This is a genomic window from Pseudolabrys sp. Root1462, from assembly GCF_001426945.1.
GTDB lineage: Bacteria > Pseudomonadota > Alphaproteobacteria > Rhizobiales > Xanthobacteraceae > Pseudolabrys.
The window spans coordinates 2,590,716-2,609,133 of sequence record NZ_LMFS01000001.1 but is presented as its reverse complement, the minus strand read 5'-3'; the positions used below and the strand labels follow the sequence as shown (position 1 = coordinate 2,609,133).

Genomic DNA, 18,418 nt, shown 5'->3' with positions numbered 1-18,418 from the left:
GATCGACCGTTCCGACCATCCTGAGCTTTCGCGTTGCCGGCGTCTTGGGTGGGGCTTGTCGCCCCCACCGAGGCAACGGGTTTGATGGATTGGCCATCTGCGCCAGAGCGGGACTGCCCAACTGACCGCAGTCGGGCTGCGGCTTGGCGCGGCGCCGCGACCCGCATCGCCGTCGCGGTGCGCCGGCGCGTGCCGGCGGACTGGCGCGAGCGCATCGACCGTTTCGCCACCAAGGTGATCTGCTGCGGGCTGGCCACCATGATGGCGGCCTGGCCGGTGCGCGCCCAGCAGGCCAACGTCATTATTACGGATGGGCGGACGCAGACCCAGGTGCAGAGCCAGGGCAACGTCACCAACATCACGACCTCGACCGTGTCGGGGGCGAACGGCTTCAACTCGTTCTCGCAGTTCGGCGTCGGCCGCGGCAACACCGTCAACCTGCAACTGCCGAATGGCACGCAGAACCTGATCAACATCGTCCGCGACGCGCCGGCCTATGTGAACGGCACGCTGAATTCCTACAAAAACGGCCAGATCGGCGGCAATGTCTACTTTGCCGACCCGTACGGCTTCGTTGTCGGCCGCAGCGGCGTCGTCAATGTCGGCAGCCTCAACGTTTCGACGCCGACCCGCGAATTCGTCGACAGCGTGATCAGCCCGAGCGGGCAGATCAACGATGCCGCCGTCGCCAACCTGCTCGCCGGCACCGTGCCGATCTCGCCGAACGGCAACATCCGCATTCGCGGCAAGGTCAACGCCGTCGATGCCGTGCGGCTCACCGGACAGAACGTGTTCGTCGGCAGCCGCAGCACGGCCAACCGCGAACAGGCAACGCGTTTCGCCTCGACCGTGAACTCGCGCGGCCTGCGTAGCGCCAACGGCATCGTCGTGCGCAACGGCTCGATCCAGATCGTCGCCGCCAACGATGCGAAGGTGAATGCCCGCATGTCGGCGCGGCGCGGATCGGTCAGCGTCAACGCCGCCCACAATGTCGAGATCGGCAACAAGGCCAACATCTCCGTCGCCGCCAAGAACGGGCAGGGCGGCTCGATCGCCGTCAATGCCGGCCAGGACATCAAGGTCGCGGGTTACGGCGTGCTGTCGGCCAAGAGCGCTAACGGCAATGCCGGCACGATCCGACTGATCGCCGATCGCGATCTCATCGTCGAACCGGGCGCGACCTTCGATGCCAGCTCGACCGTCGGAAACGGCGGCATTGTCGAACTCAGCGCCTTCGGCCGCCTGAATATCCCGAGTGGCGTCAAGGTCAATATCGGCGCGCCGAACGGTACGGCCGGCTATCTGCTCATCGACCCGGCCACGATGACGATCAGCGACAACCCGATCGATATCGGCGGCAGCGGCAACTACACCAGCAGCGACGTGACGGGCTGGGTCAATTCGGTCGATGCGGGCGGCACGCTCATCCTGTGCGCGGGCTCCGGCGGCGGCAATTGCAACGGCACCTTCACGCTCGAAAGCGGCACCACGATCGATGGCCGGCGCACCGCGACCGGCGGCGGTGTCGTCAGCATCAGCATCTCCGCCGCGACGATCACCATCAACGGCACGATCGACACGCGCTCGTACGCCGGCGCGCTCGCCACTGATGTCCTGTCGGCGTCGAGCAAGGTTTCGACCGGCAACTCCGGGTCAGTCACGCTGACGGCGCCGTCGATCACCATCGGCAGCGGCGGCAAGATCTTCGCCGACGTCAATAACAACGGCACGTCGTACACCGGTGGCACCGTCAGCATGGTGGCGACCAAGTCCGACTACAAGGCCATCGGCGTTGCCAGCGCTACCGCCGAGATCAACATCAACGGCACGATCGCGGCGCGCTCGATCAGCGCCGCGGCGACGGCGACCGCCCAGTCGGTCTATGCACTCAATTCCAACAACACCAGCCCCGGCGACATGGCGACCGTCATCGGCGGCACGCTGCTCTTGAACCTGCTGCCGCTCGGTCTGACGCCGGGCTATGTGCAGTCGGAAGCCAACGCGACGGTCAATGTTGGCGGCACCGCGCACCTGATCGCGCAGAACGACAGCACCGGCTCGATTTCGCTGACGGCCCGAACGACCACGGTATCGTCGGATCCGGCGCTCGGCCTGTCGAACGGCTCGTTCCTCGCCGGCTCCGTCGTCGTCGGGTCGGTTCGCAACAACGCCACCGTCAATATCGCGAACGGCGCCAATATCAGCGGCGGCGGCGCGTTGACCGTTGCCGCGGTCAACAGCGCCACGGTCGATATCAAGTCGGCGACGATCTCCGGCATTTTCGGCCAGCAGGGCGCGGTGGTGGTGTTCTCGGTCGCCTATGCCGACGCCGACGTTAATGCCGCGGCGACCATAGCCTCCGGCGCCACCATCGCCATGTCGGGCACCGGCAGTTCGGTCAACGTGCTCGCCCGCAACGACAACTCGTTCGGCGTCGCCGCCAATTCCTACGCCCGCAATGGCGGCGCCGCCGGCACCGCGCTGGCGATCAGCGACTTCAACAGCAGCGCGGTCGCGCATGTCGGTGCCGATATCGGCTCGGCGACGAACAAGGTCGGCAACGTCACCATTCTGGCGCAGGACGAAACATCCAAGAACCAGACCTCGGCTTCGGCCACCGCAGGGGCCGGCGCCTTCGCCGACGCGCTGACCGCGCTATCGACGGTCGGCAGCGCGGTCGGCCAGGGCGTGCAGGGCGGGGGCGTCAGCCCGCCGAATGCCGGGCTCCTTGCCAATCTGTTCGGCTTCACCAATTTCGGCCAGGCGATGAAGCTTGGCGGCACCACGTTGCCGATGTTCGCCGGCGGCGTGTCGCTGTCCTACGGCACGCAGACCAGTTCGGCGAGCGTCGCCGCCGATCTCGACAACAACGGCAATCGTATTGTGGCGACGGCGCCGCGGATCTATGCCAGCGGCAATGTCGCCATCGGCAGCGACACCACCGACGCCGCCTTTCTCAATCTCGCGACCAGCGCGGTCAACAGCCCGAAGAACGGCACCTCGCTCAACCCGTCGGCCTCGCTCGCCGTGTCGGCCGGCATCGCTTACTCAGAAATCACCCGCAACTCGGCGGCCTATATCGGCCCCGACGCGATCGTAAATGCGGCGAAGGTTGGCGTTGCCGCCAATACGGCGCTGCCGTCGCCGATCGAGAACATCAACTGGAAAGACTTCGGCTCGGTGCTCGACGGGCTGCTGGCCAACAAGTCGATCGTCACCACCGGCGCCAACGCCACCTCGGGTTCGACCGGCCTCGGCATCGCCGGCTCGATGAACTACGCGATCTTCGACACCAATACGACGGCGTGGATCGGCAACGGCGCGCAGGTGACCGCGACCTCGACCAACAACAACGCCTGGTCGGCCAATCTCGGCGGTCTCGATCCGAATTCCGGCGCCGCCGATATCGCCTCGAATTTCACCGGGCCGCTGTCGGTCCTGGCGACGACGACGCGCGAGACCATCAACATCGCCGGCAATTTCGGCCTGCTTGGCGGCAACGTCGCCAACGGCGCCGCCGCGGTCGGCGCCTCGCTCGGCATGCTGACCGACACCGCCAACACCTATGCCGGCATCGGGCAGGGCGCCATCATATCGAGCGGCGCCGGCGTCGACGTCGAAGCCAATTCCTTCGACCGCGTCGTCAACGCCTCGCCGGTCAACGGCGCCGGCGAAGGCATCAATATCAGCGGCCTGGTCGATGTCTTCCAGCTCACCGACCGCACCATTGCCTCGATCGGCAACAAGGCGCAGGTCACGGCGGCTTCGGTCACCGTCAACGCCACTGAGACGCTCGGCATCTATACGATCGCCGGCGACATCTCGTTCAGCGGCTCGTCCGGCGTCGGCGCGGCGGTCACCTATAACGGCATCAACACCACGACCAAGGCCTTCATCGGCGACAATTCGACGATCGCCGGCACCGACGTCGATCCGAACCAGGCGGTGGTCCCGTCCGCGGCGGGCTTCGTCAAGACCGGCGCGCTCGACGTCGATGCCAAGACCAGCGGCAACGTCATCGCCGCGTCGCTGGTGTCGCAGGTGGTGGACAGTTCGGCGCCGGAGCCGCCGCCGGTGCCGGCGAGTTCGCTGTCCGGCCAGGTGCTCGCCGCCGTGCAGAACACGGTGACCGCGACAATTTCGATTTCGCTGTCCGGCGCGTCGGCGATCACCGATACGGCGATGGATACCGAGGCCTATCTCGACCACGTCACCACGCAGCGCGGCACGGCCTCTAATCCGTATGTTCAGGTGCAGGCCGTCAACAATTCGCTGGTGGTGAGCGGCGCCGGCGGCGCGGCCATCACTCTGGCGGGCCGGCCGCGGCCGACGTCGGGCGCCTTGTCCGGAGCGATCGCGGTCGCCTCCAGCAGCAACACGACGCTCGCTTATATCCAGTCCTCGACCGTCAACATCGGCTCGGTTGCGGTCGAGGCGCTGACCAGCGGCCTCAGCGTCGTCGCCGGCATCGGCCTGTCGGTCGATACGTCGGAAAGCGAGTTGTCTGCCACGATTGCCGGGTCGGTATCGGCCACCAAAGTTCGCGACCGTGTCGCGGCTTACGTCGACAGTTCGACGATCAGTAATGCCGGCAGCGGCAATGCGCTGGTGCTCGCCGATCAGAGCACCATGCTCGGCAATGGCGGAGGCTCGTTCTTCTTCGGCGGCAAAGGCGGTTTCGGCCTGGCGGTGACTTATATCGATCTTCGCGATCCAGATGCCGGGCCGGCCACCGAGGCGCGCATCTCCAATTCCAGCGTGACCGGCTTCACCGACGTCAACGTCGTGGCGGTGTCGCCGCAGGTAATCTATGCCGGCGCCGCGGCCGGCGGCACCAGCGGGACGGCGAGCATCGGCGGCTCGTTCATCTTCACGACGCTCGACGCCACCACCTCGGCGACCATCAGCAACAGCGGCACCACGGCGCTGGCGATCACCGCCAACCAGAACGTCAATGTCGTCGCTTCGACCAATCCGAACGACATCCCGATCGACTACAACTCGGTCTTCCACCCGAACGACAACCAGGGCACGACCTATCGCGCCAACTACGCCGCCGATCCCAACGACACGTCGGCCTCGAACCAGACGGCTGCGGCGCTGCTGCAGTCGTCCTCGGCGCAGATCATCTCGGTCGCCGGCGTGATGACGGCCGGGGAGGGCTCGGCGGTCGGCATCGCGCTGATCAACAACGCAGTCGGCAATAGCCACGTCGCTTCGATCTCCGGCGTCACGGTCACGGCGCAGAACGCGGTCGCCGTTTCGGCCGGCGATTCGACGACGATCACCTCGATCGCCGCGGGCATCGGCGCCTCGAGCGACGGCTTCGCTTTCGAGGGCGCCTCGGTCAGCAACACCATCACCGGCGGCGCCAGCGCCACGGTCGGCAGTCTTACGGGGGCGCCAACAACGATCGGTACGGGAATTTCCGGCGGGCTGGTCGGCGCGCTCGCCGTCAGCGCAACCAATTCATCGAACATCACCGCGATCGCGCTCAACCTGTCGCTGTCGGCCGAGGATCCGGCGGCCGGCGTCGCGATCTCGAGCAACAATATCGCCACCGACACCGCGGCCGCGATCAGCAATGCCAGCGTCTATACGACCTACAACAGCTCCGGCACCTTCAGCACCGGCGACATCGTCGTACAGAGCCAGTCGAGCGGCGAGATTCTCGCGGTCGCCGCCGGCATGGCCGTGTCCGGGGAAAATTTCTCCGCCAACGGCTCGGTGTCGACCAATCTGGCCAACGGCAATGTCCGGTCGTCGGTCAGCAACTCGACGCTGTATGCGACCAACAATATCGGCGTGCTCGCCGCCAACGACAACGCCATCAACGCCATCGCCGGCGCCGTGGCCATCGGCGCCGAGACCGCCGGCATCGGCATCTCGGTGGTCACCAACGTGCTCGGCGGCACCAACACGACCGGCGAGACCTTCGCCACCGTCACCAACAGCACGCTGGACGCGGCGGCCTTGGGCCAGAGCGGCCTGCAGGTCATCGACGGCAAGCTCGTCGCCGGCGCGACCCAGACCTCGTCGGCACCGGATTCACCGTCGAACTCGGTCACGCCGGCCGCCGTCGCCAATCTCGGCAAGGACGTCCGGCAGGTACACGGCATTGCCGTGAATGCGGGCTCGCGTGAAACGGCGATCTCGACGACCGTAACGCTCGGAGTCAGCGAAGGCGCCGCGGTGGCGGTCAACGTCATCACGACGAAGATGGGCGGTATCACCAAGGCGACGGTGACCAATTCGGCGCTCGACACCAACCTCGCGGCACAGGCGGCGCCGCCGGCGATCGACGTGTCGGCACGCAGCGTCACCTTCACCAACAATTTCGATTATGCGATCGCCTTCGGCGACAAGGCCGGCGCGGCCGTCGCCGTCACCAACCTTATCAACCGCTCCACCATCGCCTCGGTGACCAGCACCAATGTCGGCGTACTGACGACCGTGGGCGGCAACACGCGGACCTCGGCCGGCGCGGTGACGGTCCAGGCCTATAGCTGGCAAGGCTCCTCGGGCGTGGCGGTCGGTGGCGCCGGCGGCATGGGCAGCGCCGCTGTGGCCGGCTCGGTGGCGACCAACCTGTTCCAGGGCACGACGTCGGCAACTATCGACCACGGCACCATCAATGCCGGCAGCGTCTCGGTGAAGGCCACAGGCGTCAACGGCTTCTTCGCTGCGCTCGGCGGCGGCTCGCTCGGGATGTCGGCCGGCGTCGGCGCGACCGTGCTGGTCGCCACCAGCAGCAACACCGTAAGCGCGCTGGTCGGCGACCTCGATCCGACGTCGGCGGCAACGGTGCTGAACCTCACCGGCGCGCTGTCGATCGCCGCCGCCAATACCACCAACGCGATCAGCTACGCCATCGTCGGCGCGATCGGCGGCAGCGCCGGTATCGCCGCGCAATTCTCCGGCATGTTCGTCAACAACAGCGTCGACGCCGAATTGCGCAACGCCAGCGCCACCATGTACGGCACGGCCATGAACGCCGCCGTGTCGGTGCAAGCGAACGAAACCGACTCGATCGCGCCGACGGTGGGTGGCATTGCCGGCGGCGGCTCGTTCGGCGCCGGCGCCGCGGTCAATCTCGTTTCCTTCAAGAGCAACACCAAGGCGCTGATGGCCGGCGCCACGGTGCGCGGCGCCAGCACCGTCAATGTTTCGTCGAACAGCATCCGCGACATCAATCCGATCACGCTGACCGCCGCGCTCAGCGGGCAGGTGGCCCTGGCGGCGACGGTCGGCGTGGTGCTGGTCGGCTCCGGCGCCACGAGCGACGAAATGAGCGTGCTCAACGCCGGCGCCAGCAGCGGCGACTCCTCGAGCGGCACGCTCGGCAATGCCGGCGCGGTTACTCAGACCGACGTCGTCGGCGGCGTCGGCGGCGGCGTCGACGGCATCTCGGCGCAGATTCTCAACAGCGATGTCACCGCCAGCTCGATCGGCATCACCGCCGCATCGCAGATGGCGACCCGCAATATCGCCGGCTCGCTGTCGATCGGCGTTGCCGTCGGCGGCATCGGCGCCGGTGTCGCCTACACCACCGTGTCGCAGACCGTCACCGCGCAGGCGACCGGCGGCTCGCTGACCGCGCCGGCGATTTCGATCTCGGCGAGCGCCGGCGATCACGGCTCGGGCAAGGCGGTGCAGACGCTCGGCGCCGCCGGCGCCGGCGGTCTCTATGTCGGTCTCGGCGCCGCGGTCGGCAAATCGATCATCAACAACACCGTGCTAGCGAACCTCGGCGCGACCACCAGCGGCGGCGCCAATGGCGCGACGACGGGCACTGTCGCAGTGACGGCGTCGGATTCCTCGAGCATCTCGTCGTACGGCTATGGCGGCGCCGGCGGCATCGCCGCGGTCGGCCTGTCACTCGCCTTCGCCAATAAGACGAGCCACGTCACGGCGCAGATCGCGGACAGCACGCACGTCACCAGCATGGCCAATGTCGCGGTGATGGCGACCGCGGCCGGCAGCGTCTCCGCCGAGACCATCGCCGGCGCCGCCGGCGTATTCTCCGGCGCCGGCTCGTCGGCCAACGCCTCGGACACCGAAACCGTGCTGGCGCAGATTGGCGCCAGCGCCAATATTTCGGCCGCCGGCACCGGCGTGCTGGTCTATGCCAGCGGTACGCCGGATGTGAGCACCTACTCGCACGGCGAGGCCATTGGCGGCGTCGGCATCGGCGTCTCGTCGTCCATTTCCAGCGCGTCGATGACCATCACCGCCGATGTCGGCAACAGCACCACTTTCTCCGGCGGCCCCCTGGTGGTCAGCGCCGTTGCCGCGGTGCCGAGCGGCGATCATTCGTCTTACGCCCACGCCATTTCCGCTGGTGGCGGTACGCTCTATGGCCTGCAGGGCAGCTACGCAGAGGCTAACAATACGACCACCGTGCTGGCCTATGGCGGCACCGGCGTGACGTTGCCGTCGGCCGATGTCTCGATCGGGGCGCAGAACGACACCGACCAATATGCCGAGGCGACCGGGGCCGCGTTCGGCTATGTCGCGGCCGGCGCCACCATTACTCTGGCGTCGTCGAACGGCCACACCACGGCTTATCTCGACACCGGCGTCGTCACTTCTGCGAACAACACCGGCTCGCTCTCGATCGTCGCGACCGGCACCGACACCAATGCAGCGAAATCGACCGCCGGCTCCGGCGGTTTCTCCGCCGGCGCCGCCGCGGTCTCGACCACGTCGACGACGTCGACGGTGGACGCTTCGCTCAAGGGCAACGCCAACACCACGACGGCGACGATACTCTATCTCGGCGGCCTTGGCGTGCGCGCCGGGCACACCACGAATTATGCCGCCACCGGCGACGCGTTCCAGGCGTCGGCGATCGGCGCCAGTGGCGGCAATGCCGCCAACACCATCACGTCCACGGTGAACGCCGGCGTCGGCGCCAATCTGGTCATTAATTCGGCCGGGGGCGATATGAACGTCATCGCCGCCGACACGGTGACCAAGACGGGCGGCGGCGCGCGCGCCGGATCCGGCGGTGTCGCGGCCGGCGCGGCGACGTTGAGCAGCTCGACGGTGACGCAGACCGTCAACACCTACATCGACAGCGGCACCATCTTCAGCCTCAACGACAATCCGCTGACCTCGCTCGCCAAGATCCACATCGGATCCTTTGCCACGCTGACTGCCGCCGACACGGTGAGCCTGACGGCGGGCGGCCTGTTCGCGGGCGGCGGCGCCACTTCGACGATGACCGAGACCGCGACTCTCGGCGTGCGCATCGACGCGACCGAACTGTTCAGCGCCGGCGGTATCGATATCGGCAGCGCTGCAGTCTTGAACGCCAGCACGGCCGCCAACGCCAACCTGTACGGTCTGATGACCGGCGCCGGCGCTTCCACCAGCACGGTCGTGACCTCGCACCAGTCCGTTAGTGTGGCGGCAGGAACGCGCATCGAGGCCTGGGGCCCGATCAGCATCTATGCCGGTCAGAGCAACTTTGCGGCGGCGAGCGGGGGTGGCGGCGCCTTCAGCCAGGTTACGGCTAATGCGACGACTGTCGTCTACAACTACGCTCTGATCCCGATCAACCCGACCTATGACGGCAATGCCGAGGCCTACAGCTACGCGACCCTGACGCTCGGCGCCGGCTCGCTGGTGCTCGGCGCCAACAACGTCTTCCTCGGCGCCACGCAAGGCGGGATGTCGGCGCAGGGCAAGGGCACCAGCTACAATCCGTACCTGACACTGTTCTCGACCGAGAACCACAGCGACCGCAGCATCTCCAACGCGGACGCGAACAATGTCGCGGGTATTGGCGATGTGGTCATCAACGGCCGCGTCGTCGCCGGCATCCATAACAGCAACACCATCGTCATCGGGGTGAATGGCGCGCTGACGCTGGACACGGGGTTGAGCTGCCAGGTGCAGTCCACTTGCTGGAATCTGACGCTGGAGCAGGTCTCGGATCCGAGCCAGTTCAATCCGGTGATGAGCTACAATCACCAGACCATCCAGTATTCGCTGACCGGCGGCTTCAGCCCGTATCAGGACGTGCTCGGCCAGATCGCGGCGCTCAGCGGGCTCTCCACGACGCAGGTCGATGCGGCGATTTCCGGTCACCAGACCATCACCGCTGTCAATGACGACACCGCCGGCACGAAGCAGCGCCAGATCGATACGCTGATCCAGCAGGCGCCGTTCGCCTCGCGCGGCTCGGGCCAGGTTTATGCCTTCAACAACATCCTGGCGTCGGCCGGCAATGTCTCGATCCTCGCCAAGAACTTGTATGGCACCAACGGTTCGGTGACTGCCAACGGCTCGCCGCTGATCTCGATCGACAATCAGGGCATCAAGTTCCTTGCCCTCAACGCGCTGACGGTCACGGCGGTCACCGGCGGCAATGTCAACTTTACCGGCTCGGCCGGCGAATCCCAGTCGCTCGGCATTACATATCGCCGCGATACGACGGGCACGCAGCCTCTGATCAGGGTCAGCGCCAGCTATAACACCATCGATACCAATACTGGTCTGCCGGTCTATAATGGCCAGCCGCTGGCGACGCCGCCGGACATCTACTTCAATGGCGCGGTCACGGTCGTCAACGGCCTGCTCAGCATCACCGACCTGCTCGGCAGCGTGGTGGCGACGAAGAGCCTGACGCCGCTCGCCATGGAAATGTACGTCCCGAAGGGCGCCTTCACGTTCAATGGCGGCGCGAATTCGATCTACAACCTGAGCGGCGACGTCGCGTCGCAGTGGGACAGCCAGGAATTCCGGCCGACCGACACGCTGACTGCGGTCGAGGCGGCGGCGACGTGGCTCGGCACGTACGGCAGCGTCTATATGGGCGGCGACGGCACCAAGCACCCGTACCAGTATTTCTATAGCAACTCCGGTGATACGTTCCAGAATTCGGTGGTCACCAATTACTCGAACGCCGACACGATCTTTACGGCACGTATGCTGAGCCTGTCATACGGTGGCGGCAGTCTGTGGTCGGCGATTTTCCTGCCGACGAACGGACTGACGGGTAACTACAACACGATCGAAAATACGTCGCAAAGTCTCGTATTCGCGCCGTGGGAGCGGCATAATTACGAAGACCAGGCCTATGGCGACGGCGGCCATGGCGGCCCGTTCAACTGCTCGGGCTGCGGCTCCTACTTCCAGGTCATCCACTTGCAGCCCTATGCGCTGCAGCCAAAGACGGCGCAGTCGACCACCACTCCCGCAAGTTCGCTGAACTTCGGCAAGGCGCTGATCATTTCGGCCGACGTCATCAACATCAACGGCACCGCGACCGTCGGCCAGACCAGCAACTACTCGGTCAATATCGGCGATACCGCCAGGGATACGATCAACAACATTCTCAGCCATTCAGACCAGCTCGCGTCGGCCAGACAGAATGCGGCGGCCGGTAAGCTGGTCGACCTGTCGGGGGTTGTGAGCACCAGCGCCAGCGGCGACGTGAAGATCGGTGCCCAGTATAACGCGCTGACCAACCAGATCGTGCTGTCGAGCGTGGTGCAGGGCACCGGCGGCTACGTCTATCTCAACGGCAAGATCATCAGCACGTCGACGTCGGGCAGCTCGCAGGGCAACATCATCGTCAATGGCGGCGCCGGCACGGTCAATGTCGTTAATACGAGCGGCTTCGATCTCGTCACCAACACGATCAACACCGGCGTCACCGCGGCGAGCGTCGTGCAGATCGTCGATCACCTCAAGAACCAGACGACCTGGTACGTCTATAATGCCGGCGCTTCTGCCGGCCAGCAGGTCACGACCTATCAGGCCAACAACATTACGACGAGCGCCTACACCAGCTCGAACGTGAGCATCGTCGGCCAGAGCGGGCCCAGCGGTCTGGAGTACGATCCGGCCGCCAATATGTATTATCAGTGGGTCGATACCGCGACGCTGACGCGACCGAGCAACACGCAGTCCAACCAGTACAACTGGACTTTCGCCAATACCGGCGCGACCGGACTCAATGGCTGGACTCGCAGCGCCGGAACGTTGGTGGCGAATGTCCAGAGCGTGAGCAACGGTCAGGCGACCGGCAGCCTGCAGGGCGACAATTTCCAGTCGGTGATGACGGCGAGCGGCAGCTATTACCTCAATTCGTTTTCGACCGGCGACAAGTGCTGCGGCACCGACTTCAGCGGCACCTGGAACCAGGAGATCTACACCAGCGTAACGTTGACGCTGACCAACACGGTCAAGGCGTCGTTCCCGATCGGGATTTCATTCAACGGCGGCGGCTTGAGCACCGTCAACGTCAATTCGAACTCCAGCATCGTGCTCAATGGCCCGATCAACAACCTGCAGGGCACCACGCGGCTCGACGCCACCGGCGCCAATTCGTCGATCACGGTGGCGTCCGGCGCCGCCAACGCCGTCGTCACCGGCACGACCGTGACGCTGAACGGGCAGGGCGGCGTCGGCACCGCCGCCAACCCGATTCCGGTGCAAGTCTACGGCGGCACGCTGACCGCAAGTTCGACCGACCGCGACATCGCCGTGCGCGCCGCTGGCCCGCTTTCGGTCAACCGCGTGACGGTGAATACGGCCTACAGCAATGCCTCGACCGGCCGGCCCGAGCCGCGCGGCGACGTCTACCTGACCGCGTCGGGCGACATCACATCGGCCCAGGCCTATAACGCCAGCAGCCCGATCATCGTTGCCCGTTCGATCGAACTCGACTCCACGGCCGGCGCCGTCGGCGCGTCGCTCGTCTCCGACGGCCAGGGTGGCACGACGCTGTCGGCCAATCCGATCGTGCTGCAGACCTGGGCGACCACGTTCGACAACGGTGCGACGGATGGCGGTCTGCTCAGCAGCACCTCGGCGACCGGCACCTACATCGTGCAGCCGCAGGGCGACGTGCGGCTGGGGCATCTGATTGCGCCGCCCGCCAACACCATCGTTCCGGCCGTTAGTTCGCAGGGCCCGGTTCTGATCGCCGCCCTCAACGGCAACATCCTCAACGGCATCACCAGCGGCGGGCTGAGCACGGCGCAGCAGCAGTATCTCGAGGGCGTGTGGGCGAGCCTCGGCCTGGTCAACGGCTCTGGCGGTCAGGCGGTCGCGAGCTACGAGTCGATGGTCAATGCCGCCTATAACGACTACTGGCAGCTTCGCAATCTCGCCTTCGCCGACGGCGTCACCTACAGCATTAGCACGCTCGGAACCGCCGCGATCGGCGCGCAGCTCATCGCCGCCGGCACGCTGGCAACCGGCACCGATCTGAATTCCGCCGACGCGCAGGCGGCGATTCGCGCCGAAGTGTTCAAGCGCTACAACCGCGACCAGTATCTGCTCGGGTTGAAGACCGCGGCACAGCTTGGCGGCACGGTTGAAGATATCGTCGGCAGCCAGGTGGCGGCCTCCCTCGATACGCTGAAGCAGAAGTTCAATGCGACGCGCGATGCCGCGCACCAGGTCGACGACCCGTACGCCCAGATCATCGCCACCAGCGCCCTGACGGCCGCGCTCGCCCCCGGCGGCTACAACTCCGCCTTTAGCTACACCATCGACCAGTCGTCGGTGCTGTACGCCAGCCTGACATCGGGTTCGCAATGGTCGCTCGACCAGCTCCGTTACACCGTCGGCCAGGGCGCGACCGGCGCGCCGCCGTCGATCGCCGACATGCCGATCAATGTCAGCGGCCGTCAGGTGATGCTCTACGCGCCGAACGGGTCGATCGGCAGCCTGGCTCCGGATGACGTGTTCAGCTTCACCAGCGCCAGCGCCTCGAACCTGACCGACGCGCAGAAGGGCCTGCTGGCAACCGCCGGACCGGGACAGCTCAGCGTCGCGACCAGCGTCGATCCGAACACGCACATCACGACCTATACAATCACGGTCAAGCAGCAGAGCCTCGTCATCGTCAGCCCGCGCGGGCCGGTGGCGGCCAAGGCGCTGAACGACATCTATCTCGGCAGCGTGTCGGACGGACAAGACAGCGCCGGCGACATGCTGCTCGGCGGCATTGGCGCGTCGCTGTTCGGCCCTGTGTCCGGGGCCGCATCGGCAGGTGTGCAGACGACGGCATCAGGCGGCGGCCAGGTGCAACTCCATGCCGTCGGCAGCATCATTGGTGGCGTCGCGGGCCAGGTGGCGATTTCCGGCAACATCGCAAACCTGACGCTGACGGCCGACAACGGCAGCATCGGCCGCAGCGGCTCTGCAGCGTTGCGGCTGGCGCTGACCGGCGCCACGATCGGCCAGGTCGATGACGCCGTGGCGGCGCAGGGCATCTACCTCAACCAGACCACTGGCGATCTGGTGCTCGGCCGCGTCATGGCCGGGCAGGGCTCGTCGGCCATCGAACTGACCGCGAGTGGCAGCATCTACCAGCTCGCCTCGTTCACGGATCCGACCCAGTTCCACATTTCCGGTTCGTCGCTCAACGTCAGCGCCGGCGGTAATGTCGGCTTCAACGGCGCGACGCTGCAGGCGCTGCAGGTCAAGATTACCGGCGCGATTACCGGCTCCGCAGTCGGCGCCCTGGAGATTCTCAGCCCGCAGAGCGACATGGTGATCGGCAGCGCTGGCGGGACGCTGACCTCGGGCGGCGCGCTGACGCTCAGCACCATCGCCGGCTCGATCAACCTCAATAACGATATCAACAGCATCGGCGCGCTGACGCTGCTCGCCAATGCCGCGGTGAATTTCAGCGCCGGCACCAGTCTCGATCCGGTGACGGCGAAGAGCAGCGGCGGCGCGATCACGGTTGTCGCCGCGACGTTGGCAATGGGCAACTACTCGGTGCTCGACGCCGCCGGCGTGCTTTCGGTCACGACCACCGGCAACGCCACGCTCGGCCAACTCAGGTCGGCGGCATCCTATGCGGCCGCCGGCAACGCCGCTTCGATCATCGTCAACGCCGGCGGCGTGACGACCGCCGCGATCCTCAGCAACGGCGATGCGCAGACCGATCTGGTGACGACCGGGACGGGCGCCGTCGTGTCGCTGAGGGCCAACAACATCGGCACGGCCTCGCAGCGCGTGGCGGTGAGCTCGCAGGCCCTTGCCGCGACCGCGACCGACGGCAGTATCTATCTGACGGCCGCACCGGACATGCGCGCGACGCTGTTGTCCGCGGTCGAAGGCACCGTCGATGTTACCGGCGCCGGCAGCTACACGCTCGACAGCGTTCTGGCCAGCACCAGTGCCGGTGCGACGGGCCACTTTATCGCGAAGACCACCGGGGCCGGCACGCTCACTGTCGGCACCGCGACCGGCCGCGGCACGGTGCGGCTGCTGGCTGCGGACAACGTCAGCTTCGGCAGCCTCACCAGCCTTGTCCTTGCGGGCGATCCCGGAGACGTGAGCGTGACGACCGGCGAAGGCGCGATCCTGGGCGGTTCGATCACGGCCTATGGCGGAGTGACCCTGACGGCCGGCGCGAACCTTCCGGTCGGTTCGCCGCTCGCAGCCAACGCGAAGATTATCAGCACCGGCAGCATCGCGTCGTCGACGCTGATTGCCCTCAGCGCGCGCGGAGACATTGATTGGCAGACCCTCAACGCCGCAACGACCATCGACGTGACGTCCACGGACGGCGGCGCAAGGGTCGGCACGGCGACCACGGTCGGCTCCATCACGATGCACGCCAAACAGGACGTCGCATTCGATCAACTGACCAATACCGCTCCCCCCGGCCAGGGCGACGTAACTTTGACGTCCGACAACGGCGCGATCATCGGCGGATCGATCACCTCTAACGGCTCCGTCTCACTGATCGCTGCAGGTTCGATTACCGCAACCGGCGCTGCCGGAAACGGCGGCACGCTGAACTGGTCCGTGCTCCGCGCCGGCGGCAGCATGTTCCTGCATTCGCTCGGCGACGCCATCACCATCGACGTGGCGACCAGCGGCGGCGGCCTGACGCTGTGGGCCAGGAACAACGTTACATTCAGGCAGGTGAGCACGACCGGCAGCGGCAGCAATATCGTCCTGCGTTCCGATGAGGGCGCGATCATCGCCCTCGGGACCGGACTGGTGAATGTCGATGCCAGCGGCTCGGCGACAATGAATGCCGCGACGAGCATCACAGGCGGCGAAGTCAGGGCAGGCGGCTCGGTCGCGATGACCGCCACCAACGGCCAAATCGGCTGGAACGCCGTTACCGCAGGGACGACAGTGGACGTGCGGTCGTCAGCAGACGCCATCGATATCGCGACGATCTTGAGCGGTGGAACGCAGAGCCTTTGGGCCGAGAGGAACGTCACGTTCACTCAATTGACCGCCACGGCTGGCGGAGCTGACATCACCTCAAATAATGGTGCGATCGTGGGCGGCTCGGTCGCTCTCGGCGGTGCAACGCGGATGCTCGCCAAGACGACGATCTCGGGCACCACCGCCACATCCATCGCCGGTGCGATGGACATGAGCGCCGAGGAGATGATCACCTGGAATGCCGTGAACGCAGCGGGCGGCAGTCTGACCATCACCTCGACCCGCGAAACGATGAATATCCCGAGCCTGTCCAGCGGCGGCAAGATGACGCTCGACGTCGCCCAGGACATGGCGATTACCCAGATCACAACCACCGGCATTCCCGGTGATGCCGGCGACGTGGAGGTGACGTCGCATACCGGGCGGATCACCGGCGGCACCATCGCCGCGAATGGCGGCGTGGCGCTCAATGCGCCTATATCGATCACCGGCGTGTCGGCCACGGGCGCGACAGGTGCCGTGTCGATGAACACCAATGGTCTTATCGACTGGACCGCCGTGACTGCCGGCACCACGGTCAATGCGCGCTCGACCGCCGACAGCGTCAACTTCGGCACCGTCACCAGCGGCGGCACGCAGACGATCCGCGCGGCGCAGAATGTGAACTTCGGCACGCTGACGACCAACGGCATCACCGGCGGGGATGTCGGTGACGTCGGCGTCGCCGCCGATGCCGGCTTCATCCAGGGCACGACAGTCGCAGCAAATGGGTCGGTTTCACTCGTTGCTGCCACGACGAATAAGGGCACGACGCTCGGCGCGACGGTCGGTTCGGTGTCGCTCGCCGCGAGCGGGCTGATCGAGTGGGCGACCATTACGGCCGGCACCACGGTCAACGCGCGCTCGACTGCCGACAGCATCGACTTCGGCACCGTCACCAGCGGCGGAACTCAGACCATTCGCGCAGCCAGCAACGTGGACTTCGATCGCCTGACGACGAACGGCATCGCTGGCGATGCTGGCAGTGTCGGCGTCACCGCCGACACCGGCTACATCCAGGGCACCACGGTGGCGGCCAACGGTTCGGCCTCGCTGACAGCGGCGACCACCAACAAGGGCACCACGCTCGGCGCGACGACAGGTTCGGTAGCGCTCGCGGCGAGCGGGGTGATCGACTGGACGACCGTGACCGCGGGCAAGACGGTCAACGCGCGCTCGACCGCCGACAGCATCAATTTCGCCAGCGTCACAAGCGGCGGCACCCAGACCATCCATGCCGATCAGAACGTCACCTTCCAGCAGCTGACGACCACCGGCATTCCGGGCGATCTTGGCGATATCATCGTCACTGCCGACCACGGCTCGATCAATGGCAGTGCGGTGAGCGCGAACGGGGATGCGTCGTTTGTCAGCGGTCAATCCATCAATGTGAGCACGATGCGCGCGGGTTCCGCGACCTTGAGCACGCCGTACAACCTTTCGATCGGTATGCTGAGCGTCTATCGCGCGATGACGCTCGGCGCCGACATCATCCATGTCACCGCCGAGCAACTGGCGTCGGTGCCGCCCGTGCCGCTGCACGTCGTCGTCACCGGCTATCGCGGCGGTGTCGCCACGTACGCCAATCTCAATATCGACCCGCCGCAGGTCATCGTCGACCGCTTTAGTGTCGTCGACTCCGCGGTCACGGTCGACTCACCGTCGCTGACGGTCGTCGCCGGCTATGTGCCGGGCCAGATGCTGTTGAATACGCCGGCCGGCCAGATCCTGCTCAACAACCGCGGTCCGGGCCCGGTGGGCGGCAACAATCTCCAACTCTACCAGCCGGGCGGCGTCTTCACGATGCAGCAGATCGGCAACGCCAACTTCAGCAACACGCAGGTGGTCTATTACGATACGACGATCTCTTCGACGATCATCAACTACGGCGGCGGCGATTTCACCGGCTCGGCCTTCGTGCGCAACGCGCCGCGGGACATGCGCAACGGCGACATGGGCGATGTGGAGGGGCTGGAGAGGACGGCGCTGATGGCGCTCTATCTGCGCGGCGTGGCTGAAGGCCGCATTGGCCGGGGTCCGATCGAGGTGATCGGCGAGGGGCCGGCCGTTAATGTCGACGGTCTGCTGCCGACCGGCGAAAAGCGTAAGCTTCGTAAGGGTTACCGGACAAATCTCCGCAGCTCGGCGGTGGAAAACCGCGGGCTCGTTAGCTTTGCGTCCGCCGCTTATGGTAGGTAACCCCTTATACCCCCGCCGT

The 18,418-nt window shown here is 66.1% G+C and carries 1 protein-coding gene; it reads left to right on the top strand.

From position 1 onward, the window contains the following. Positions 1 to 84: 84 nt before the first annotated feature. Positions 85 to 18,399, top strand: coding sequence for a leukotoxin LktA family filamentous adhesin (locus ASD45_RS12615; RefSeq protein ID WP_082540812.1), 18,315 nt, complete (start codon positions 85 to 87; stop codon positions 18,397 to 18,399). Positions 18,400 to 18,418 lie beyond the last annotated feature (19 nt).

What these genes read in the sequence shown, in the direction of transcription:
- ASD45_RS12615 (WP_082540812.1), top strand. Translation starts at nt 85, where the DNA reads ATGGATTGGCCATCTGCGCCAGAGCGGGACTGCCCAACTGACCGCAGT.